This is a genomic window from Aquimarina litoralis (assembly GCF_039523995.1).
Taxonomy (GTDB): domain Bacteria; phylum Bacteroidota; class Bacteroidia; order Flavobacteriales; family Flavobacteriaceae; genus Aquimarina; species Aquimarina litoralis.
In genome coordinates this window covers 87,490-111,145 of record NZ_BAAAGE010000002.1, presented here as the reverse complement: position 1 = coordinate 111,145, position 23,656 = coordinate 87,490, and the positions used below count along the sequence as shown (strand labels likewise).

Annotated in this window: 23 protein-coding genes; 13 read left to right on the top strand and 10 right to left on the bottom strand. The window is 32.3% G+C overall.

Annotated features, from left to right (window positions below; all coding sequences use genetic code 11):
- Nucleotides 1-7 precede the first annotated feature (7 nt).
- Nucleotides 8-868 carry a CPBP family intramembrane glutamic endopeptidase gene (locus ABD077_RS09440; protein WP_343912073.1) on the bottom strand — a complete coding sequence of 287 codons (861 nt, stop codon included), beginning with the start codon at nucleotides 866-868 and terminating at the stop codon, nucleotides 8-10.
- Nucleotides 869-1,090: 222 nt separating this feature from the next.
- Here ABD077_RS09440 and ABD077_RS09435 point away from each other — a divergent pair, with 222 nt between their 5' ends.
- Genes ABD077_RS09435 through ABD077_RS09425 form a run of 3 tightly spaced genes read left to right on the top strand, consistent with a single transcriptional unit; the run spans nucleotide 1,091 to nucleotide 2,812 of the window.
- Nucleotides 1,091-1,633, top strand: coding sequence for a GNAT family N-acetyltransferase (locus ABD077_RS09435; RefSeq protein WP_343912072.1), 543 nt, complete (start codon nucleotides 1,091-1,093; stop codon nucleotides 1,631-1,633).
- Between the two features lie 53 nt (nucleotides 1,634-1,686).
- Nucleotides 1,687-2,205 (top strand): signal peptidase II, encoded by a 519-nt coding sequence (gene lspA, locus ABD077_RS09430; protein WP_343912071.1) that lies wholly within the window; start codon nucleotides 1,687-1,689, stop codon nucleotides 2,203-2,205.
- A 1-nt stretch (nucleotide 2,206) separates the two neighbouring features.
- The gene (locus ABD077_RS09425; protein WP_343912070.1) at nucleotides 2,207-2,812 is read left to right on the top strand and encodes a carboxymuconolactone decarboxylase family protein; all 606 of its coding nucleotides are present in this window, start codon (nucleotides 2,207-2,209) and stop codon (nucleotides 2,810-2,812) included.
- A 32-nt stretch (nucleotides 2,813-2,844) separates the two neighbouring features.
- Here the strand turns inward: ABD077_RS09425 and ABD077_RS09420 are convergent, their stop codons facing one another.
- The 4 genes from ABD077_RS09420 to glyA form a co-directional block, all read right to left on the bottom strand.
- Nucleotides 2,845-3,228 (bottom strand): VOC family protein, encoded by a 384-nt coding sequence (locus ABD077_RS09420; protein WP_343912069.1) that lies wholly within the window; start codon nucleotides 3,226-3,228, stop codon nucleotides 2,845-2,847.
- Nucleotides 3,229-3,313: 85 nt separating this feature from the next.
- Nucleotides 3,314-3,850, bottom strand: coding sequence for a GNAT family N-acetyltransferase (locus tag ABD077_RS09415; RefSeq protein ID WP_343912068.1), 537 nt, complete (start codon nucleotides 3,848-3,850; stop codon nucleotides 3,314-3,316).
- A 96-nt stretch (nucleotides 3,851-3,946) separates the two neighbouring features.
- Nucleotides 3,947-4,804 (bottom strand): hypothetical protein, encoded by an 858-nt coding sequence (locus ABD077_RS09410; RefSeq protein WP_343912067.1) that lies wholly within the window; start codon nucleotides 4,802-4,804, stop codon nucleotides 3,947-3,949.
- A gap of 182 nt (nucleotides 4,805-4,986) precedes the next feature.
- Entirely contained in the window at nucleotides 4,987-6,261 is a 1,275-nt protein-coding gene (gene glyA / locus ABD077_RS09405) for a serine hydroxymethyltransferase (protein ID WP_343912066.1), read from the bottom strand.
- A 203-nt stretch (nucleotides 6,262-6,464) separates the two neighbouring features.
- Here glyA and fahA point away from each other — a divergent pair, with 203 nt between their 5' ends.
- From fahA to ABD077_RS09385, 4 genes are all read left to right on the top strand, one after another.
- On the top strand, nucleotides 6,465-7,745 hold the full coding sequence (fahA, locus tag ABD077_RS09400) for a fumarylacetoacetase (RefSeq protein ID WP_343912065.1): 1,281 nt from the start codon (nucleotides 6,465-6,467) through the stop codon (nucleotides 7,743-7,745).
- Between the two features lie 103 nt (nucleotides 7,746-7,848).
- Nucleotides 7,849-9,036, top strand: a complete 1,188-nt coding sequence (locus ABD077_RS09395) for a hypothetical protein (protein ID WP_343912064.1) — start codon at nucleotides 7,849-7,851, stop codon at nucleotides 9,034-9,036.
- Nucleotides 9,037-9,050: 14 nt separating this feature from the next.
- Nucleotides 9,051-9,650, top strand: a complete 600-nt coding sequence (locus tag ABD077_RS09390; RefSeq protein ID WP_343912063.1) for a Crp/Fnr family transcriptional regulator — start codon at nucleotides 9,051-9,053, stop codon at nucleotides 9,648-9,650.
- Between the two features lie 369 nt (nucleotides 9,651-10,019).
- The gene (locus ABD077_RS09385; RefSeq protein WP_343912062.1) at nucleotides 10,020-10,415 is read left to right on the top strand and encodes a group III truncated hemoglobin; all 396 of its coding nucleotides are present in this window, start codon (nucleotides 10,020-10,022) and stop codon (nucleotides 10,413-10,415) included.
- A 16-nt stretch (nucleotides 10,416-10,431) separates the two neighbouring features.
- On the opposite strand, the gene ABD077_RS09380 is transcribed toward ABD077_RS09385, so the two are convergent.
- The 3 genes from ABD077_RS09380 to ABD077_RS09370 all read right to left on the bottom strand — a co-directional run bounded on the left by ABD077_RS09380 (nucleotide 10,432) and on the right by ABD077_RS09370 (nucleotide 14,326).
- A complete protein-coding gene (locus ABD077_RS09380; RefSeq protein WP_343912061.1) occupies nucleotides 10,432-11,085 on the bottom strand; it encodes a VOC family protein in 654 nt (217 codons plus the stop codon).
- A 32-nt stretch (nucleotides 11,086-11,117) separates the two neighbouring features.
- Entirely contained in the window at nucleotides 11,118-11,513 is a 396-nt protein-coding gene (ytxJ, locus tag ABD077_RS09375) for a bacillithiol system redox-active protein YtxJ (RefSeq protein WP_343912060.1), read from the bottom strand.
- 122 nt (nucleotides 11,514-11,635) lie between these two features.
- Nucleotides 11,636-14,326, bottom strand: coding sequence for a carbohydrate-binding protein (locus ABD077_RS09370; RefSeq protein WP_343912059.1), 2,691 nt, complete (start codon nucleotides 14,324-14,326; stop codon nucleotides 11,636-11,638).
- Between the two features lie 360 nt (nucleotides 14,327-14,686).
- Here ABD077_RS09370 and clpB point away from each other — a divergent pair, with 360 nt between their 5' ends.
- Together clpB and ABD077_RS09360 are read left to right on the top strand one after the other, a co-directional pair.
- Entirely contained in the window at nucleotides 14,687-17,287 is a 2,601-nt protein-coding gene (clpB, locus tag ABD077_RS09365; protein ID WP_343912058.1) for an ATP-dependent chaperone ClpB, read from the top strand.
- Between the two features lie 209 nt (nucleotides 17,288-17,496).
- Nucleotides 17,497-18,147, top strand: a complete 651-nt coding sequence (locus ABD077_RS09360) for a hypothetical protein (RefSeq protein ID WP_343912057.1) — start codon at nucleotides 17,497-17,499, stop codon at nucleotides 18,145-18,147.
- 4 nt (nucleotides 18,148-18,151) lie between these two features.
- On the opposite strand, the gene ABD077_RS09355 is transcribed toward ABD077_RS09360, so the two are convergent.
- Nucleotides 18,152-20,113 carry an endonuclease gene (locus ABD077_RS09355; RefSeq protein WP_343912056.1) on the bottom strand — a complete coding sequence of 654 codons (1,962 nt, stop codon included), beginning with the start codon at nucleotides 20,111-20,113 and terminating at the stop codon, nucleotides 18,152-18,154.
- 229 nt (nucleotides 20,114-20,342) lie between these two features.
- On the opposite strand from ABD077_RS09355, the gene ABD077_RS09350 reads away from it, so the two are divergent.
- From ABD077_RS09350 to ABD077_RS09335, 4 genes are all read left to right on the top strand, one after another.
- A complete protein-coding gene (locus ABD077_RS09350; RefSeq protein ID WP_343912055.1) occupies nucleotides 20,343-20,939 on the top strand; it encodes a TetR/AcrR family transcriptional regulator in 597 nt (198 codons plus the stop codon).
- Nucleotides 20,940-20,988: 49 nt separating this feature from the next.
- Entirely contained in the window at nucleotides 20,989-21,474 is a 486-nt protein-coding gene (locus ABD077_RS09345) for an acyl-CoA thioesterase (RefSeq protein ID WP_343912054.1), read from the top strand.
- Nucleotides 21,475-21,531: 57 nt separating this feature from the next.
- Nucleotides 21,532-21,657 (top strand): hypothetical protein, encoded by a 126-nt coding sequence (locus ABD077_RS09340; protein ID WP_299602388.1) that lies wholly within the window; start codon nucleotides 21,532-21,534, stop codon nucleotides 21,655-21,657.
- 258 nt (nucleotides 21,658-21,915) lie between these two features.
- Nucleotides 21,916-23,202 (top strand): glycoside hydrolase family 5 protein, encoded by a 1,287-nt coding sequence (locus tag ABD077_RS09335; RefSeq protein ID WP_343912053.1) that lies wholly within the window; start codon nucleotides 21,916-21,918, stop codon nucleotides 23,200-23,202.
- An 82-nt stretch (nucleotides 23,203-23,284) separates the two neighbouring features.
- Here the strand turns inward: ABD077_RS09335 and ABD077_RS09330 are convergent, their stop codons facing one another.
- The gene (locus ABD077_RS09330) at nucleotides 23,285-23,563 is read right to left on the bottom strand and encodes a hypothetical protein (protein ID WP_299602392.1); all 279 of its coding nucleotides are present in this window, start codon (nucleotides 23,561-23,563) and stop codon (nucleotides 23,285-23,287) included.
- Nucleotides 23,564-23,656 lie beyond the last annotated feature (93 nt).

The following is a 23,656-nucleotide window of genomic DNA, read 5'->3' as shown; positions in this document are numbered from 1 at the left end:
ACATAAACTATACATTTTCCTTTCTATATCCTTTACTAAGAATAATATAAGATATAACTCCAACAACCATCCAAATACATAATATTCCAAAATTGGCTTGTAATTTATATTCACCAAAATCCATTTCAAATAAAAGTGTCATAACGCCATTAACACCTCCATGAGCAAAAACCGCTGGCCAAACACTTTTGGACTTAATTGTCAATAAAGCTAAGAAACTTGATACAAACACCGTATTTATGGGAAGAAATATAAAAGCCCCTAAAATTGGATATTCTGGATAATTAAATCCATCTAAAACTATTGGTAAGTGCCAAAAACCCCAAACCAATCCTAAAAAGACTATTGATTTTAGTAAACTGTTTTGCTCTAATAATTTCTTTTGTAAAAAACCTCTCCAACCAACCTCTTCTCCAAATGCTAGTAGACTTGAAACTAAATTAACAACAAGCATTGTTATGAAAAAATTAGCCAAGAAAAAAGAAATACTTTGATCTTCACTCCCTAAAAATAACGACAAATCTATATCAACAACCTTATTATCTACAATTAAGTATTCATGATTAATACCCCAACCAATCTTTTCAAACAATAGTCTACCTAGTAATGTAATAATGATAGGAACAAGTAAACTTAATAGAAGATACCAAAATGTACGAGGTTTCCAATTAATATATTTTAAACCAATTTTACTCTTCACTAGATAAATGATGGCGCCAATACTAGGAATGAACATAGCTAAAACCATAAAAGGCTGAAAAAACTCATACTCTTGTCCTCCGTTGAGAATGATAAATATTTGTACTAAATACGTCGCTAACATTACGAGAATAAGGTAAATCCAAACACTTTTTTCTAATTTTATCATGGATATAAGTTTCTAATCTTTTTATCAATTATTATTCCGTTTTATTTATGCTTTATAAAAGCCTTGTCTTATTTAAAGAGCTTCAAATTCTAATAAACCATAGTTTTACGATTTTCTAGAAATGGTATCAAAATTATTTTAAGGTTTTTTAAATATATGTAACTTTCCCTTCTTTATCCATCTTTACAAAACGAGAAGTAAAAATCATCAAAATTCAAACTTTTGAAATCTTATTTGTTTACATCAGAACGACTTGGCTTCCGTAATTGGTTTATGGAGGACTTAGACATCATGCATAACGAGGTTAATAATGACGACGATGTTATGGAGTTTTTCCCATATAAACCTACATTGGATCAAACCAAAGATTTTATTCTTCGCATGCAACAACATTATGAACGTACTGGCTTTTGTTATTTTGCAGTAGACTTATTAGAAAGCAATGAATTAGTTGGTTTTATTGGACTTAGTGAACAATCCTATCTTGAAGAGTTAGGAACGTTTATAGATATTGGATGGAGATTAAAAAAATCAACTTGGAGAAAAGGATTAGCTACAGAAGGTGCAAAAGCTTGTTTAGCATATGCCTCTGAGCATTTAGAATTAGAAGACATTTACTCTGTAGCGCCAGAGATAAATAAAAATTCTATAGCTGTGATGGAAAAAATCGGAATGAAACATCTAAAAATTTTTGATCACCCCAAATTATTAAGTGATGTAAGGTTAAAAACATGTGCTCTTTACCATAAAAACCTTAGAAACTAATATATCCCATATTTCTTTGCTACATTTAGGACTTTATATCGTTATTTATTCATATGAAAAACCTAACCAATAAAATCCGAATTCTTGTAATTTTTTCGCTAGTATTACTAAACGTTAGTTGTGATCAAATTTCAAAAACTGTAGTAAGACACACTATTGAAAAGGATGAAAGAATACATGTTTTTAATGACAACTTTGTATTAACCAAAGTAGAAAACACTGGTGCTGCTTATAGTTTAGGATCAGATCTTGCTCCAGTCCTTAAAATTATTTTGTTGCAAATATTACCAATTCTTGTGCTACTATTTTTACTTAGACTTCTGATTATAAAAACTAATTACTCTAAAGAAACTATAGTAGGTTTTACCTTCATTATAGGTGGAGGAATTGGAAATCTTTATGATCGCATTGTTCATGGTTCGGTTACTGATTTTATGATCATGGATGTAGGAATCATAAAAACTGAGATTTTTAATATGGCTGATGTTTCCATTATGCTGGGTTCCTTCATTATTTTAGTCACAGCTTTGATTACTAAAAAAGATACTTTCTTTAGAGAAACTACAAATTAATATGGCTTGGATACAGGAAATCACTTTCGAAAATGCGAAAGGACAGCTAAAAAGACTTTATGAACGAGTAAAAGGTCCAAATAATAATGTCGACAATGTCTTATCCATTCATAGCCTAAGACCTCATACTTTAGTAGGTCATATGGGATTATATAAAAATATATTGCATAATTCTAATAACACATTACCAAAATGGTATTTAGAGACGCTAGGTGTCTATGTAAGTTTTTTAAATCAATGTGATTATTGTGTCGCACATCATAGCGCAGGATTAAAGCGTTTACTTGCTGATGATCTGAAATTCGAACAAATCATCAATTGTATTCAGAAAGATGAGGCAGCTTCTTATTTTGATACAAAATACCTCGAAGGAATGCGGTATGCTAAAAAATTGACCTTATCCCATCATACTATTACAAAAATGGATATTGATGTATTAAGAGAGCAAGATTTAACTGATGGTGAGATTTTAGAAATCAATCAAGTGGTAAGTTATTTTAATTATGTAAATCGAACAGTTGTCGGACTTGGAGTAAATACTGATGGAGATATCATAGGGTTATCTCCAAATGATTCTAACGATCCCGATAACTGGGGACACTCTTAAAAAACATCAACTAGGCTGATTTTGGATAAATATCAGTTCTCAAGAGGTTCCGTATATTTTACAATATCGATTCCTATTCCATTTGGATCTTCGATAGCAAAGTGTCTTTCTCCCCAAGGTTCATCTCTTAATTCAACTTTAATAACTATATCTTTTGTTTTTACCTCTTCGTACAACTGATCCACATCATCTACTTCGATTGTTAGATACATACCTTGTCCCATAAAAGGTTTATGAAAAAATGGTTGCTGTGTCGGATGATTGGGTAAAAGAAAACTTAGAGTATCCTTAGCATTAGGTGTTTTGAGAAGAAGATAAAAATCATTTTCAAATTTTACTGTAAACCCTAATGTTTTACTGTAAAACTCCTTGGTTTCTTTTAATTTAGTTGTTAAAATACCAGCATTTAATCTCATTATAAAAAAGGTTTTTGTTGTATCCTAAAATTACAATATTCACCTTTTTTTGATTATAGATTTAATCAATTATTAACAAGTAATGTCATTGCGATTTCAACCAGTCAGATTTTTTTAGCGTATAGAAGTTGAGTATTTCATTATCATATTCAAAAGTCTCCACAAATTGTAATCCTACTTTTTTTAGGACTGTATTCGATGCGATATGTTCGATTTCTGCTGCTGCACTAATTTCTTCAAGATTTAATTTTTCAAACCCATACTTTAGCGAAGCTATTGCCGTTTCTGTGGCGATTCCGTTTCCCCAATATTTTTTAATAAGTCGATAACCTATATCATAATAATGAAATTCCTTTCGTAATTCTTTCTCATATTTTAGGCCAGACCAGCCTATAAAATCATGAGTCTTCTTATCAATTACTGCCAATCTACCTATTCCATTGTCTATATATTGAGCCCTGATGGTCGTAATAACTTTTTGTGCTTCTTCTATGGTTTTTATAGGTCGTTTACCTAAAAACTCATGAACATCTGGATCAGAATCAAGTTCAAACATTCCTTGATCATCATATGTCTCCAACTCTCTTAAAAAGAATCTGTCTGTTTCTATGTGTATTTTCATTAATGATTGGTCTTAATTCTGATAAATCCAACTAAATATCAATTAAAAACTTATCAAACATTTATATGATAAAATTAGTGAAAATAAATTCTAATTCTAAGGAGTTGCGGGTATTGGTGCGTAAGGAGATTCTAAGATAATCCAATTATTATTCTTCAACCTTTCTATAGCATCTTCATAAACTTTTATGTAAGCCTTTTTATTTTCTAGCGATATCCTATCTTGATATGTATTGTTTGGATTATTTAATTCCTCTATTGCCAACTGTAAATTAGTTTTGGCCGTTTCTACTTGTCCTTCATTATAAAGTTTCCAAGCGTAATAATAATAGTCTTCTGGATGATTTAATTCTTGATTTGCCAAATCCATATATAAAATTCCATATAATCTACTTTCTCTTACCACTAGAAAGAACACTGAGATTATCAAAATTACTCCAAGTACTAATTGCCCCGAAGTAACCCTATCTTTCATTACAAACATAATGACCAAAGCAATGAAAATGGTCAAAAAAGCAGCAAACTTAAGTGCAGTTGATCCTGGCCAAAACAATACTTTAAAACAAAATGCTAAACTACAAAACCCTAAAGCCAAAAATAAAATCGACACTCCTATTTTATGTTTTTTAATACTACTATAGATAAAAAATATAATGGAGCTTAAGCATACAATTTGACTTCCAATAATGATCATTTCATTTCCAAAAGGCCAACTCATTAGCCAAAACAATACACCCATAATCAATGGAATAGAGACCAACATCATGAATGCTTCGATTCGATGTTGTTTCCTTATTAATGATAGTATGGTATAAATTGGGATACATAACAGAATAATCAAAACTCCTATTATTAAAAGTGCATTAGTTTGTGGAAAAAGAAATAAAAATCTAGAAACTAAACCAAAAAGAGACAATCCAAATAAAACTAAAAGTATGTATTTAAGTATTTTCATGTTTATTTATTATGCTATTCTATTATTTCAAACATATTGTTATTAATCTTAACATCTTTAGTTAGTATCTAATAATGATTAAATGTTACCTAACAATTTGACTTTTTAGGTTTAAGTTGATACAAAAAAAAAAGCGTAACCTTGGGTTACGCTTTTCGAATACATTTATTTTATGTCAATGATTATACTACAAACAAAGGTTTGTCTGCCATCATTGCATTTACATCATTTGCAATATTATGAAGCTCGTCTTCATTTTCTACGTTGTTAATCACACGATCTATTAACTCTACTATCTCCAACATATCATCTTCTTTTAATCCACGTGTTGTTACTGCAGCAACTCCAATGCGAATACCAGAGGTTACAAACGGTGACTTATCATCAAACGGTACCATGTTTTTATTTACCGTAATTTCTGCTACTCCTAAAGCTTCTTCTGCTTCTTTACCAGTAACACCTTTATTTCTAAGGTCAATTAACATCATGTGGTTATCTGTACCTTCAGAAATTACTTCGTATCCTTTCTTTACAAATGCATCTGCCATGGTAGCTGCATTTTTCTTTACCTGAATAATGTAATGTAAAAACTCATCTGTTAATGCTTCTCCAAAGGCAATTGCCTTTGCAGCAATAATATGCTCTAACGGTCCTCCTTGATTTCCTGGAAAAACAGCACTATCTAATAAAGAAGACATCATTCTCTTTTTACCACTTTTAAGTGTAATTCCGAATGGATTTTCAAAATCTTTACCCATTATGATCAGTCCTCCTCTTGGTCCTCTTAATGTTTTATGAGTTGTTGTTGTTACAACGTGACAATGAGGTACCGGATCTGCGATAACCCCTTTAGCAATTAAACCTGCAGGATGCGCTATATCTGCTAACAAAATTGCTCCTACACTATCAGCAATCTCTCTAAATCTTTTGTAATCGATCTCTCTAGAATACGCAGATGCTCCTGCAATAATTAATTGTGGTTTTTCTGCTGTAGCAATTTCCTGAATTTTATCATAATTCAATCTACCTGTCTCCTTCTCTACACCATAAAAAACTGGATTGTATAATTTACCAGAAAAGTTTACCGGAGATCCATGAGTTAAATGCCCTCCATGAGAAAGGTCAAATCCTAAAATTTTATCTCCTGGCTTAAGGCAAGCATGGTATACTGCAGTATTTGCTTGTGATCCTGAATGTGGTTGTACGTTAGCATATTCTGCTCCGAACAATTCTTTAGCACGATCGATAGCGATTTGCTCCACCACATCTACCACAGAACATCCTCCGTAATATCTCTTACCGGGATATCCTTCTGCATATTTATTAGTTAAAACTGAACCGGCTGCTTCCATAACCTGTTCACTTACAAAATTTTCTGAAGCGATCAATTCCAATCCGTTGATCTGGCGCTCTTTTTCGTCTTGAATTAAATCAAAAATCTGCTCGTCGCGTTGCATGTTGTATTGTTTATAAAATAGATCTTCAAAAATAGGAACATTCCATAAAATAAATCTATGGAATAACAATAAATTTCAACATTTTCTTCACAATTAAAAATATCACATTTTTTAGTTAACTTTCACAGAAATAAAATATATAAAACGTTCTATTATTATATATTTGATCATAAGAAGTACCAACACTTATTAAAAGAAAAATAATGCCCATAACAGCAAATAACCCAAATAGAAAAACCTGGATCGATACTCCTACAAATACCGATTTTCCGATTCAAAACATTCCTTTTGGCGTATTCCTTACCAGAGATGACGTCATTACTATAGGAACCAGAATTGGAGATACTGCTATAGATCTTGGTGCTTTGCATCAACTAGGTTATTTTGAAGGAATTCCTCTAACCGATGATATTTTTTTACAAGATTCTTTGAATGATTTTATATCCGATGGTAAAAAAACGTGGAGACTAGTACGCAATAGAATTGCTGAAATTTTTGATGCAAAAAATAATACGCTAAAAAAGAATAAAGAACATTGTAAAATTGTACTCTTTACACTAGATGAAATTGAAATGCAGTTGCCAGTTACCGTTGGTGATTACACAGATTTTTATAGTAGTATTGAGCATGCTACTAACGTAGGAACCATGTTTAGGGATCCTGATAATGCTTTATTACCTAATTGGCTTCACATACCAGTAGGATATCATGGACGTAGTAGCTCTATCATTCCATCGGGAATTCCTGTGCATAGACCACAAGGACAAAAACTAATTAATGGGACCGAAAAACCAATTTTTGGACCTTCTCGATTAGTAGATTTTGAATTAGAGATGGCCTTTATCACTACAGATGCCAATTTATTAGGAGAACCTATACCTATTGAAGAAGCTGAAGATTATATTTTTGGTTTAGTTTTATTTAATGATTGGAGTGCCAGAGATATTCAGAAATGGGAATATGTTCCATTAGGGCCATTTTTAGCAAAAAACTTTGCTTCCTCTATTTCCCCATGGATTGTAACGCTGGATGCACTAGAACCTTATCGTGTTGCAGGTCCAAAGCCTATCAAAGAGCAGCTTCCTTATTTACAATATGAAGGCGATAAAAGTTTTGATATTCATCTAGAGGTAGCCATACAACCAGAAAAAGCGAAAGAAACTGTCGTTTGTAGAAGTAATTTCAAACATATGTATTGGAACATGTCTCAACAGTTAGCACATCATACAATTAATGGATGTCCTGTAAATTCTGGAGATATGATGGGTAGTGGAACGATCTCCGGTCCTACTCCAGATTCTTTTGGATCTATGTTAGAACTTAGTTGGCGTGGAGAAAAACCAGTTCAACTGGATGAAGGAGGAAGTCGTAAATTTATTGAAGATAACGATACCGTAATTATGAGAGGTCATTGTGAAAAAGATGGCGTACGAATTGGATTTGGAGAAGTATCAACAAAACTGTTGCCCATATTTAAAAAATAAAGATCAACAATTCTTAAATAAAAACCTCAAAGAGTGACTTTGAGGTTTTTTTGTTACCTTTTGGCATCAAAATTGAATAAGTGTCCCCCAAACGCATGATATTATGAAAAGAAAACTACTTTTATTTTTAATCACTATTGTTTTGTATTCCTGTGGTGGTAAAAAAAAGACCGTTACTGCATTAAATACTGGTAACTATGATCAAGCCATTAATACTTCTGTTAGTAAATTAAGAACTAATAAACATAAGAAAGGAAAGCAAGATTATATTCTTATCCTAGAAGAAGCTTTTGCTAAAGCTGTAGATAGAGATATGAACGCTATCGCTTTTATGCAAAAAGAAGGAAATCCTGCTAACCTAGAACGTATTTATAACTCTTATACTACTCTTAAAAACAGACAGGAAAGAATTAGACCGTTATTACCTCTATTCCACGTAGAACAAGGGCGTAATGCTAATTTTACTTTTGATAATTATGATGATGAAATTCTGAATACAAAAGAACAATTATCAACCTATCTGTATGATAGTGCAAAATCCTTATTATCCAAAGCAAGAAGAAAAAGCGATTATCGCAAAGTATATGATGATTTGGTATATCTAAATAAAATTAATCCGAACTATAAAAACACCAATGATTTAATTGAAGAAGCTCATTTTAAAGGAACTGATTTTGTAAAAGTAAGTTTAAAAAACAACACCAATGTAATCATCCCAAGGCGTTTAGAAAGTGATTTATTAAATTTCAGCACATATGGATTAAACGATTTATGGACAGTATACCATAACGAACCACAACGCTCTATAAATTATGATTATTTAATGGAAGTGTCCTTTAGGGAAATTAATATCTCTCCAGAACAAATTAGAGAAAGACAACTAGAACGAGAAAAATTAATAAAAGATGGTTGGGAATATCTATTAGATGAAAATGATGATTTTGTTTTAGATGAAGATGGAAAGAAAATTAAGGTGGACAAAATGGTGACAGTAAGATGCGAATATTATGAATTTATGCAGTTTAAAGAAGCTCAAGTGGTCGGAAACGTTCAATATCGTAATCTTAACACCAAACAATTACTAGATGCTTTTCCTTTATCTAGCACCTATGTTTTCGAACATATTTATGCTAATTATAATGGCGATAAACGTGCTTTAGATGATGACTTAATTAGATATTTAGGTTTACAAGCCGTACAATTTCCAACTAACGAACAGATGGTATACGATTCTGGTCAAGACTTAAAGAATAAACTAAAAAGTATTATTACTAGGTATCGATTTAATTAAACGTTGCTTTATTTATGATTGAGGAGGATATCTTAATAAAAGCTGGTACAATCCTTAAAGATTACAAAAGGAATGAACAACTTTTTAAGGAGGGAGATTTTGCTAAATACTATTATCAAATTCATTCTGGAGAAATTAAAATGAATAATTTTAATGATGAAGGAAAAGAATTTATTCAAGGCATTTTTAATAAGGGGCAGAGTTTTGGAGAGCCACCTCTTTTTGCAGATTTCAAATACCCTGCAAATGCTGAAGCGATTATAGACTCAAAAGTTTGGCAGTTACCTAAGGATAAGTTTTTAGAAATCTTGGAGAAAAATCCAAACATCCATTATAAGTTTACAAGTACCCTTGCATCTCGATTATATTACAAAGCAATAATGGTTTCTGAGATATCTACTCAAGAACCAGAACATCGGATTCTAAGAATTTTAGATTATTTCAAAAATAATACTAAAAATAACGAAGATAATACGGATCCTTATAAAATGAAGCTTACTAGACAACAACTAGCAGATTTAACGGGTTTACGTGTAGAAACTGTAATTCGTGCGGTAAAAAAGCTAGAACAAAAAGGTAAATTGATGATTAAAGAACGAAAAATATATCGATAATTTTCCTTTATGATTCAAATCATAAACTGAAGCCTACTTTCTGAAATACCTTTGGACATAACTTTAAATTTCGATGTTATGTATTCCAAATTATTAAAAGATTTCACAGAAATGTATATGGCTTATATTCCTTTAATGATTATTCTATCAAGCTGCTTAGGATCAATAGCTGCGATGTATATTTTAATGTAGGATAGATCTGTTTCGCAAATTTTTCAACTAGTACTTTGTGTTCTTGTATCCATGATTTTTAATGCTTCAATTTTAGCGCAAATGAAACCTAAAATTGTATTTAATTTACTCATAACAAGTTTGATTACAAATACACTTTTGGTAATTATCAACTTTGGACACTAGTAATCTCTTGACATGAATACTTCTGCAAAAAAAGATATTGAAACAAGAAATGATATTTACCTTATCGTTTCTTGCTTTTACGAAAAGGTAAAAACAGAAAAAACCTTAGGTCCTATTTTCAATACTATCATTAAAAACTGGGATGAGCATATTAACACACTAACAGATTTCTGGGAAACCAATCTGCTATGTGTATCAAAATATAAAGGAAATCCCATTAAAAAGCATAAAATAGTAAACACAGCATTTAATAGTAGTATTACGGTATATCACTTCGGGATTTGGCTACAGATATGGTTTCAAACTATTGATGCGTTATACAGTGGAGAAAAAGCAGAAACTGCAAAACGAAGGGCAAGAAAAATGTCTACACACTTATTAATTAAAATGCATGCATCTCAAAAATAATCCATGCATAACTTTATTAATACTTTATCGTGAGTCCTAACTTGGAAAAAATTTCCTCACTTTCTTGTTTTTGATCATCAAATTCAAGAGTTAGATGAGATCGATTACTCTTTATGAACGATATATTGGAGAATTCACTAAAATAATTAGTGAATTCTTTTTCTTTATCTGTAGTATTAACTTCAAACTCAACTTTGGTTAAGGATTTGATTCTATTCAAATGAATTTTAGGTTCATTATTAACCTTCTTTTCATTTCTGTAAGGGAGCCTAAAAGTCCATGGTAACACTGGATTTTCTTTATTAGTGATGATGTCTATCGACATCCCTTTCGGGAAATAATCTGGTTGATACACCTCGCTATTTTCAAAAAGTGGATCTGTAGCTTCCGAATTTACCAAGCATAATCCATATCGTGAGTAACCATTTTTATTGAATTGAGAACGCTCCCAAAGTTTCGTAGGCGAAGTAATATTATTTTGAATTTCTTTTTCATTAATAACCCATAAAACCTCAAGGAAGAAATCTTCGAAATAAAACTTACGATTTGTAGTGCCTTGCCCTGGATGAACTCTACTACTACCTTCTATTAAACCAAAACTGCGTAAATCATCTGCTTCTTTTCCATTATTATCAGAAAATACAAATATATGATCAACTTCCATTTTCATTTAATAATAGCCCTCAAATTACAATTAATATACTATATAAATTGATGCAATACCTGAGCATCTATAGCGCTATGCGAAGCATGGTGCACTGTTTCCCCATTTCTGATCACGATAAACTGTGGAGACTCATGATACACCTGAAATTTAGCTGCAATTTCGGATGAAATATCTCTGTGATTTAATAAATCTAAATAATATAAATCTACCTGATTTTCAGAAACGTCAAAACTACTTTCAAAATTTTTAATCACCATTCTACTAATTCCACAACGGGTAGAATGTTTAAAAATAGCTTGCGTTTTACCCTTTGAAGCTTCTGCAATTGTATCTAATTGCTCCAAAGATTTCAGTTCTTGCCAAGGTAGAGCCTGTTTTTCTTCTTTAGGTTCTTTGTCTTCCGACCCAAATATTTTTCCGAATAATCCCATGCAATTTTTATTTATTAAGTCGTGCAAAAATACTAAAAATTACGGCTAGATTTCTATTTCAAAAAAATAGCGAGCTCCTAGGAACTCGCTACACCAATAAAACAAATATCCAATCAAAAATTCTATGATTTAATAAATTTTAAGACTGTTTTGGTCTCATTTTCTGTAAGTATATATAAGCCATTGCTAAGCTCCGTAACGTCTACTTGTGTAATCTCATTAGAAAGTTTTATTTTCTTCACTACTCGCCCAGTGATGTCTGTAATTTTAAACTCATGTTCTTTTCTTAAACCTAGTAGTGATATCGATGTTTTTGCTGGGTTAGGAAATATGATTACGTCTTGTAAATTAACGTCATCAACAGATAAAACGGAAGAAGAAAACTCTACACTATTAATATTAAATAAAAATCCACTCCCTCCATTATAAGAAAATCGAATATTTTGATTACCAGATGTAAGATCAACAGAAGTATTAATTGTGTTCCAGCTTTGCCACCCTCCAGTATTAGAAACATCTACAGAACCTATCACGGTTTGATCACTCAAAATGTTAATAGTTCCTCCTTGAGAATTGGATGCTATTCTAAAAGACACATCATAAGTACCTGCAGTTTCAATAGAAGATCGATAAGTAGTATAATCACCATTTTCTATATAACCAATATTCATTCCTCCTCCGGTATCACTTGTGGTTTCCCTTTGTATACCTTGTGCTGTTGTATATTCTTCAACTTCAATAATTCCAGGAATAATATGTAAAATAGTACATGTATTAAGTTCATCTACAGGACAATCATCATCAGCATTAGATACATATCCTGTTGGTTGTGCACATGCAGAAACAACATCAGTACTATCTCCTAAACCATCATTATCATTATCCGCATACCAATTAGTAGGATTGGTGCAATTTTGAACACAGTTTTCATTTTCTCCCGGCAAACCATAACACCCTAAACCATTTGGCCCCAGAGTGATATCCCAATCAATTCCTGCAACCCAATTATCACCATTAAATTCATATGCTCCGGCATCTGGATTAGCCCCATTAAATCCATCGGTAATGCCATTGATCACTCTTCCTGCATCTATGGCAGCAGATCCCTGACTTAAATTGAAATTTCCATTGGCAATACTTACATAAGAATCCGAATTGACAACTATATTATTTTGCTTATCTGATTGGGGCTCCCATTCTCCTTTGAAGCCCAAATTATTCCAAACCTTCACATTGGTAAACGATGTTCCTTCTTTATGCCAAGCTCCCATCTCATCAGAGTTGTTATAAAAGGTATTATTAAAAACATCTATATCTTTTCCATCCCAATTGATTTGAACACCTGTCCATTCTGTATTCCAAACCACATTATGATGTACAGAAAAAGCTTCTGCATCATTATCTAAATAAATCCCTGCTGCTTTATTTTTAGATCCGCGAGAAGCAGTATCATGGAACCAATTATGGTGTATTTCTGTGTTTTGTGGTCCGCCAACGGTATAAAAAGTGGCACAATCATCTGCTATTAAATTACTTTTATACACATCGTTATAAGCAATCTCGCATCGGTTTCCATTAAAATTGATACCATCACGCCCTCCATTAAAAATAGTATTATTCAAAATTTTATTATCAATTCCTCCTCTTGCTACTAAAGGCGCGTCATAGGATCCTAAATAATTAAAATCATGAATATAGGAGTTACGGACTTCATTAAACTGTCCTCCCAGACGTAATCCAGTAGCTGCGCTAAATGCTATCTCGCATTTTTCTATCACATTTCTAGAACCATTAACCTCTACGCTAGGCTTACCTGCATTAAATCCTCTGAAAATTCCTTGTGTATGATTACCATAAAACGAAGAAATTCCAAATAAAACATTATTATTCGAATTGTTCTTTAACTCTATAGCACCACCAAAAACAGCCAAATTCCTGATTTCTATATAACTTCTACCATTAAGATCAATAGTTAATCTTCGTTTTCTCATTCGCACCATCCCATCTTGTGGAGCATTCCCATTTGGTAATTGTACAAATAGTTCTTTGGTATTTTCTTTAAACCACCATTCATTTTGATAATCAAGAGCTGCCTTTACACCTTCTAAATAAAAGTCACCAAAATCACCTGGAGCATGAAAAGTTCTAATCCAAGTTGGATTTTTGTCTAGATTAAAATTTACTCTTCCTGCTGAACTTGATGTAATAAAAGATTTCCAGGCAATCCAACCAGATCCTGGTTTATCGCCATAAAAAAATACAGAACCTCCAGTCCAATCAATATTTGGGATTTGTGATGAAGTTAAAAAAGCATTATTTACCACATCTGGCCCACTTCCACCGTCATTACGCAAAGAATTTAGTGTAAAAGGTTCTCCATCTATATTATTTGGCCATCTGGCAAGATCTAATGCTGTGCTTCCGTTCATCACAAAATTTTCTTGCCCCAACGAATCAAAATTTATCGTTGTTTTATAAATAGTTCCAGAATCATTAGACCATCCGCTAAGTGATTCCATTGCAGAAATAATCACTTTTTCACCAGGATATGATGTAAATATAATTGGATTTCCAGCAGTACCTGAATTCGAAGGTTTGAGTATCTCTTCATAAGTACCTTCTCTAATATATACGATATCCCCAGCAACAGCTACAGATGCTGCTTTAGTAATTGTCTTGTAAGGATTGTCAATAGATCCATTACTAGCATCATCCCCATCCATAGCTACATAAATATCTCTTGAAAAAGCGGTGCTATGAGATAAAAATAACATAGCAATATATACTATGAGTGTTTGTTTAAAAGCGTCCATGTGATTAGTTGTTTTTTCTTAGAGGCTAATGACCTCTTTTTTTCCAATTTTCCTCGAAAATATATCACTTATGATAAGGGTTACTATGTAAAACTAGAATTCGTTTGGAATGATTGAGAATATGTCAACTTATCAATAATATTTAAAAAAGTATCATCTATCTATGACAAATAAAATACTTAGATACTACGATAGCATTAGCATAAATTAATTATCTTCAGACTGCTTGTAATGAATCAAATCCAGAACACAAAAAAAGACAAAACGTCATAAGAAACAGAAGGTTTCAAGACATTTTGACATTTGCATAGCAAAGGAATACTATTTGATTTTAGGTAGTTCAAAACAAAGAAATATACTATGAATTTCAATAATTTCACTATAAAATCACAAGAGGCTATACAGCAAGCCCAACAGCTTGCTCAGAGTTATGGTCATCAACAAATAGAAAACGAACACATCTTTAAAGCTATATTTAATGTAGATGAAAATGTGCTTCCTTTCTTGTTAAAGAAACTAAATGTAAATATTACTATTTTACAACAGGTATTAGATAGTACTTTAGAAAGTTTTCCAAAGGTAAATGGAGGAGATATGCAATTATCTCGAGAAGCAGGAAAATCTCTTAATGAAGCTAGTATTATTGCTAAATCGATGCAAGATGAATTCGTTTCTATTGAACATTTGATCATTGCTATTTTTAAATCTAAAAGTAAGATTGGTCAAATCTTAAAAGATCAAGGAGTTACTGAAAAGCATCTAAAAGAAGCTATTAATGAAATTAGAAAAGGAGAACGAGTTACTTCGCAAAGTGCAGAAGAAACCTATCAATCCTTGAGTAAATATGCTAAAAACTTAAATGAATTAGCTGAAAACGGTAAACTAGATCCTGTTATTGGAAGAGATGAAGAGATTCGTAGAATTCTCCAAATCTTATCGAGAAGAACAAAAAACAACCCTATGCTTGTCGGAGAACCTGGAACAGGAAAAACAGCCATTGCAGAAGGATTAGCGCATAGGATTATAGCAGGAGACATTCCAGAAAACTTAAAAGATAAGCAAATATATTCTTTGGACATGGGAGCACTAATTGCTGGTGCTAAATTCAAAGGAGAATTTGAAGAGCGACTAAAAGCAGTTGTTAAAGAGGTAACGGCTAGTGATGGAAATATCGTATTGTTCATTGATGAAATACATACATTGGTGGGTGCTGGCGGAGGTCAAGGCGCTATGGATGCTGCCAACATTCTAAAACCTGCATTAGCAAGAGGAGAGCTAAGAGCGATCGGAGCAACTACTCTTGATGAGTATCAGAAATACTTTGAAAAAGACAAAGCATTAGAACGACGTTTCCAAAAAGTTGTAGTTGATGAACCCGACACAGAAAGTGCTATCTCTATTCTTAGAGGAATCAAAGAAAAATACGAAACACATCATAAAGTAAGAATTAAAGATGAAGCAATTATTGCCGCGGTAGAACTTTCTCAACGATATATAACGAATCGTTTTTTACCAGACAAGGCCATTGATCTGATGGATGAAGCTGCTTCTAAACTTAGAATGGAAATCAATTCTAAACCTGAAGAGCTAGACGTGTTAGATCGAAAGATTATGCAATTAGAAATTGAAATTGAAGCGATTAAACGGGAAAATGATGCTTCAAAACTAAAATCTTTAAATGCAGATTTAGCAAACTTCAAAGAAGAACGCAATGAAATTTTCTCTAAATGGCAAAGCGAAAAAGAAGTTGTAGACGCTATCCAAAATACTAAAACTGCTATAGAAGCATATAAACTGGAAGCGGAACGTGCAGAACGTAATGGTGATTATGGAAAAGTAGCAGAATTACGCTATGGAAAAATTAAGGATGCTCAGGAAAATTTAGAAATATTACAAGAACAATTGAGTCAACAACAACATAAATCTTCTTTGATTAAAGAAGAAGTTACTAATGATGATATTGCAGAGGTTGTTGCCAAATGGACTGGAATTCCTGTAACTAAAATGCTACAAAGTGATCGTGAAAAACTTTTAGTTTTAGAAAAAGAATTGCAAAAGCGAGTTGTTGGACAGTCAGAAGCAATTCAGGCAGTAAGTGATGCAGTTAGACGAAGCCGTGCAGGATTACAAGATCAGAAAAAGCCAATTGGTTCTTTCTTATTCTTAGGAACTACAGGAATTGGTAAAACCGAACTTGCTAAGGCATTAGCAGAATACTTATTTAATGATGAAAGTGCCATGACTCGAATTGATATGAGCGAATATCAGGAGCGACATTCAGTGAGCAGATTAGTTGGTGCACCTCCTGGATATGTAGGATATGAAGAAGGAGGACAACTTACAGAAGCGGTAAGAAGAAAACCATATTCTGTTGTACTCTTAGACGAAATTGAAAAAGCACATCCAGATACCTTTAATATCTTATTACAAGTACTAGATGAAGGTCGTTTAACGGATAATAAGGGAAGAACTGCTGATTTTAGAAATACAATTATTATTATGACCAGCAATATGGGAAGCCATATTATTCAGGAAAAGTTTGAAGCTGTCAAAGATATAGACACTGCTATGGAAAATGCTAAAATCGAGGTATTAGGGCTATTGAAACAAGCTGTACGTCCAGAATTTCTTAACAGAATTGATGATATCATTATGTTTACTCCATTAACTAAAGTGAACATCCAAGAAATCGTGAGATTGCAACTAAAAAATGTTTCAGCAATGTTGGCACAACAAAATATTACTTTAGATGCTACTGAAGAAGCAATTAACTTTTTATCGGAAAAAGGGTTCCAACCAGAATTTGGTGCTAGACCTGTAAAAAGAACAATACAAAAAGAAGTGTTGAATGCGCTTTCCAAAGAGATCCTTGCAGGAAAAGTATCTACTGATAGTATTATACTATTAGATGAATTTGATAATAATTTAGTATTTCGAAACCAAACAGATCTTGTGATGTAATAAACTGTAATTGTTTTAAATATACCTTTATGAAGGGCAAATTTTACTAAAATTTGCCCTTTTCTTGTTTTATTAAAAAACTTTTGATCATCTCTATCTAGATGAAAACACTTGATATTACGGTTTTACCGTAGTTATTAACAAATACATTCTTACATGGTTGATAAAATTTTCTTACACGAGATGAACTTTTAAGTAACTTGCCATCGATGAAACCAACTTTAATTGTATATATCTACCTCTTTTCTTGCACTTTATCTTTCGCTCAAAGTAAGAAAGAAATTTTTGCTGATATTAAAAACAAGTATGAATTAATTAGAGAATTAGTAGATAATAATACACTTAGACAATTTTATACAGATTATACCTGTGAAGAATCTCTGGAAAAAGGCTCCATTACGTTCTATTATAATAGCAGGGAATTAAAGCTCATCGTACATCGATATTCACAGGGAAGAGTATCTTATGAAGATGAATACTATGTTTGGAATGATGAATTATTCTTTGAATTCTCTAAGCACAAGGTAAGATATGAAGACTACAAGCGTATAAAAAAGAAAAAAATCAAAAAAATAGATGTTATACTCAACTTAGAAGAACGATTCTACTTTTATAATTTACTTCCTATTAAATGTCAATTTAAAGATTTTGAAACTAGGAGTAATCGCAGTAAGAATCCTAAGACCAATTACGTAAGAAATAAGAGTACCGATTGTGAGGAAGCTGGTAGAATTCTTGAAAAATATACACTACTGCTAGAATATCAAAACATAGATATGGTGGATAATTGCGATCTTCCAAGAAGCATCGCAAAAATAATATCAGATGATGTTATTTATGGAAGTCTTGGTAGAAATTAATTTGTTAACGAATTATAATTCTTTTCGTTTCTGATTGTTGATCATAATGCATTTTAGCAAAATAAACACCTGTAGAAAGGTTAATCTCTATTCTTGTATTCTCTCTAAGAGGTTGCTCTATTAATATATTTCCAAGCGTATCAAAAATCTCTAACCTTCCTTCTCTTCCATTTGTTTGTAATATTATATAATCCGTTGCGGGATTGGGATATATTAGAAACTGTGATTGTATATTTTCTGAAACTGATAACGTATTTGACCATGGTTGCCCGACATTATTACCCCAAATATACTCTACCAGATCTGGTTGATCTATGAACGGATTGCGATTAAATTGCCAGGTGTAAATAACATTATTTCTATTCATCTCAAAATCGTCAGGTGGATCATTACGATGCCAATCCAATAAGGTTGCTAAATCACCTAGTTGACCAACCGTAGAATTATCTGGATTACCATTTACCACATCTAACCCATTATAACGTACGGTAAGAAAAAAGATACTACGTGCTACATCTCCCTGCCAACTTCCTTGATTTCCAGATGGACCGCTATATTCTCCATAATCCTGATTTCCTCTAGAACTATTCTCTGGACCATCTGTAGCTCTCAATCCATGTGCATCTGAATTAGCATGTCTTAATGAATCTGGTCTGGTTACCGTAAAAACATCAATGCCATCGGCTATATCATCTTCTTCTATACTATCAAAACCACCTCTAGATCTTGGATATGTGTGTTCTCGATTCCATTTTCCTACATTACTCCCTCCACTGGACTGAAAATCTAATTTAGGCCGCTGTTGTTCTGTATACAACAGCCAAACTTGATTACTATTTAACGGACTCTGATCAGCTTCCTTTAGAATATCAATAATGTCCGTGTACGTTTGGGCTCTCACCACTGAAGGATCAGCTATAATATCCTGAATTCCCTGCACCAAAACTCCATCTGATAATCCTTCTATAGCATTATAATAATCTTCTGGTGCTGTTGTAGTAACATTACCATAAGTCGGATTCAAAGGAGTTCCCCAGGAAGCTACAGTAAAATCATTATCTACTATCCTAAGTTCTCTATTGTCATTAAGACGTTCAAAACCATCAGGAATTTCACCAAAGGTTATTTTCATTACTTCATCTCCTTCATCATCTACATCATCTATCAATTGTATGGAGTTAGTTGTTGTATTTGTTCCGTTAAGAATCGTTACCGAGGTACTCCCGGAATAATCCTCTGTTGTAAAGTTTCCACTGGTAATAGAAATATCAAAAGTAACATCGTCAGTAACGTTCGTCTCGGTAGTAAAAATAATATCTATAATATCTCCTTCTTCATAACTCTGTGATATTGTGGATATAGATATCCCATTAAACTGAATACCACTTCCATCATTAAGAGCTCCTGGTGTAGGAGTAGTTACCGTATAGGTACCATCTGCATTACGCTGAATAGACTCGATAGTTTTATTATTATTTTCATCTTCATTAATTTGTTCTGTGATTCCTAATAATGTCATAAGTCCCATGTCATCGGCATCATCCGTATCATGAATCAGGGCATCAATTAAATTAGTAGTAGTCGCCAAGGTACCTTCTGGAAAATCAGTACCATTACCTATGTATAATGCCACAGCATCTGCTCCATTTTGAATAGTGTTTTCAGATAATGTAAAACCTGGAACAGGTGAAACTTCTGGTCCACCTATTAAAAAAACACCGTTTACATCTGTAGTAAAACCATCCAAATCTAAACTAAAATAACTGGAATCTCCTCCGCTAGTCGAACCATTAAAAAGAACTAATACGAATCCATCTAAAGAGAAATTTGGATTATCAGATTTTAGCTCGATGAATTCTTGTGTATCCGTACTAGGCGTATCCGAATCTAATTCATTAATTACTAATTGCCCAAACGACAATTCAGATAGTAAAAAGACAAAAATTGTAACATAAAGGTGCTTCACAAACTTAATTTTTTAATGATAAGTTACCAAATTACTTCAGTTTACTATACATTATATTCATAAAATAATAGCAAAACAAGATACGTATAATAAGTAGTTTATTAGGTTATCTTATTATTAAAAAATCAGAAAAGAACTTGAATTCTAAAAAAGCTTATGTGTTAAATTAAAAACATAATATACCAATTGGTATATTATTCGTTATATTTGTTTCTGTAATTGACTATTAATGTATACTAAAGCCGAAAAAACCACTGAATTTATTATAGAAACAGTTGCTCCTATTTTTAATAAAAATGGATATGCTGCCACAAGCCTTAGTGATATTACAAAAGCAACAGGCTTGACAAAAGGAGCGATTTATGGTAATTTCAAAAATAAAGAAGAACTAGCCGTAGCTGCTTTTACCATGACAGTAAAAAGTATGCTCAGACGAATTACAGAGCATCAATCTTTAAGTAGCTCACCAATCCAAAAACTCTTTTTAATCTCTGATTTTTATAGAAACTATTATAATTTTAGTCAGGAATTAGGAGGATGTCCAGTACTAAATATGGGTGTAGATGCTAAACACCAGAACTCAGCGCTTTTTAATTATGTTCAGTACACCATAAACAAAATTCAGAATAATCTTGCATTACTAATTGATCAAGGAAAGGAATTACAGGAAATAAAGCCCAATATAGACTCTCAATTATATGCCAAACGATTATACACTATGATTATTGGCGCCATATTTATGACACATACTATGGAAGATAATAGTTACTTATTACAAACTATGGACCAAATAGACACAATGATTCAATCCGAATTGAATCTCTAAATATTTTTTTTAAACATTAATATACCAATTGGTATAAAACTTAAAAGTTATGACAACATTACCAAAAACCTTAGAAAGTAAAGCAAAAATCAGATTTCAGCACTGCGATCCCTTCAACCACCTCAATAATGCTGAATATATAAACTATATGATCAATGCCAGAGAGGATCAGATTATAAATAATTACAATTTAGATCTATTTAAAATGGCACAAACTCAAGGAATAAGTTGGGTAGTAGGTACAAACCAAATCGCTTATTTACGTCCTGCATTTCTTATGGAAGATATTATTATCGACTCTCAGCTCTTATCCTTTACAGAAAATGAACTAAATGTTGAAATACGTATGTGGAATCACGATAAAACCGAATTAAAAGCAGTAATGTGGAGTTCTTTTGTTCACTTTAATTTACTAAAACAAAAACGATGGAATCACACGAATGAATTAATGGAATTATTTACATCCATTGTAAACCCGATTAAAGTGCTTTCGTTTAATGAAAGAATTTCTCAATTAAAACCACAAAAAGTGTAACATATCTTCTGGAGAGCAGTCTTATAATATACATCAATCAACAAAATCTAACCATTTATGAAAACTTCTGACAATCTTGGCTCCTCTCACAAGAAGAGAAGTTCTTATTTTTTTATTGCATTTTTTATAATTGCAATTTTATCCATGGCTGTAGTAGCCTGGAAATTAGGAGTGTTTGGATAATATTTTCAAAGTAATTTGAAAATATCAATATAAATCAAAGTCGTATTTCTTTATACTTGGGAAAATACGACTTTTACTGCTTATTGTTATTTAAGAAATTAAATCAGGCCGATTTCAATTTTAATTAATGTATTTAGTTTTACATTCATAAAACATATTCCTATTTACTAAATCATGTATATTCTATACTAAATGAAGATTAAGTGCGTTATGTTGAGATATTGTTAACCAGTTTTAATAACGTCTCAAGCACACATCATGAAACTAAACTTTACACACGTAAACACATCTAAAACATCCAAAAAAACACTTTTTTTAATTACCAGTACTCTATTTTTATTTTCCTTTTTCAATTATACTATTATCGCTCAAACTCCCGTAGAAAGATATGGGAGACTGCAAGTAAATGGAAGCCATGTTACTGCAGAAAACGGTGATAAAATAAGTCTAGCCGGTATGAGCCTTTTCTGGAGTAATGCCGGAGATGGAGGAGATTTTTATAATAGTCAAACAGTTAATCATCTTGCGGATGATTGGCAAAGTCCAATTATCAGAGCTGCTTTAGGAGTAAAAGAAGCTTGGGATGGAGGTAATGGGTATATAGACAATACCGCAGCTCAAAAAGCTAAAATAAGAACGGTTATAGATGCAGCTATTGCCAAAGGTGTATATGTAATAATTGATTGGCATACGCATGCTGCAGAAGTATACAAGGATGAAGCAGTAGCCTTTTTTACCGAAATGGCCGAATTATATGGATCTAATGATCATGTGATTTATGAAATCTACAATGAACCAATTAACCAATCTTGGAATGATGTAAAAAATTATGCTCAAGAAGTTATCGCTGGTATTAGATCAAAAGATCCTGATAACCTAATTATTGTTGGTAGTCCAACTTGGTCTCAGGATGTAGATCAAGCTGCAGCAAATCCAATAACCGGAGATCCTAATCTTGCATATACACTGCACTTCTACGCTAATACACATAAACAAGAATTAAGAAATAAAGCTTTAGCAGCAATGAATAGTGGTATCGCAATATTTGTTACTGAATGGGGAACTACTGATGCTAGTGGAAATGGAGGATATAACCCTCAAGAATCACAAGTATGGATCGACTTTATGATTCAAAATAATATTAGTTATGTGAACTGGACGGTGTCACATAAAAATGAAGATTCGTGTGTAGTAAGTCCTAACCAAGGATTACAAGGACTTCTTAATGGTAGTTTAACTACATCAGGAACGTTTATAAGAAATCATATTCTTTCTAGAGCACAAACATTAAGTACTGATGATTTTGTAATTGGATCAGAAAAACTATCATTGCAACAAAATCCTGTAAAAAACATCCTATCTATTAATTCTTCTACTATCATCGACGACATTACAGTTTTTGATATGAATGGAAGGTCTGTACTCTCGAGAGATGTTAATCAAGACAACCCACAAATAGATATCACCACTTTAACAACAGGTAAGTATATTTTACAAGTGAATGGCAATAATAGCAGTGCCACTACAAAATTTATAAAGATTTAAAGAGTACCATAACGCAAAAAAAGACCTTTCAGTTTTACTATTGAAAGGTCTTTTACTTTATCACACTAATAAAATAAAATCTCTAATTTCCAGCATTAGCACAATCCAAAGGCAAAAGTGCCAATTCATCTGCATATGCCAGTTCACTAGTACATTCTAAATCTCTATACTCCTCTACTGTATCCTTTATAGCTTGACAAGTTGTTTCATTCTGATCTGCTTCATATGCTTCGATAGCAGCTTCTACAGATAGTTGTAAAGCGTCTTCTGCTACATCACAAGCTGCGTCTTCCACATCATCTCCATCACAAGAAATACAAAAAGATCCAACTAATAATAAGGTAAAGATTGTTTTTTTCATCATTGTTTTTTTAAAGTTATGATACAAATATCTCGTTTCCTCCTACTTGTAAGTGTCTCTAAAACAATTTTTCTTAACTCTATTCAATTTCAT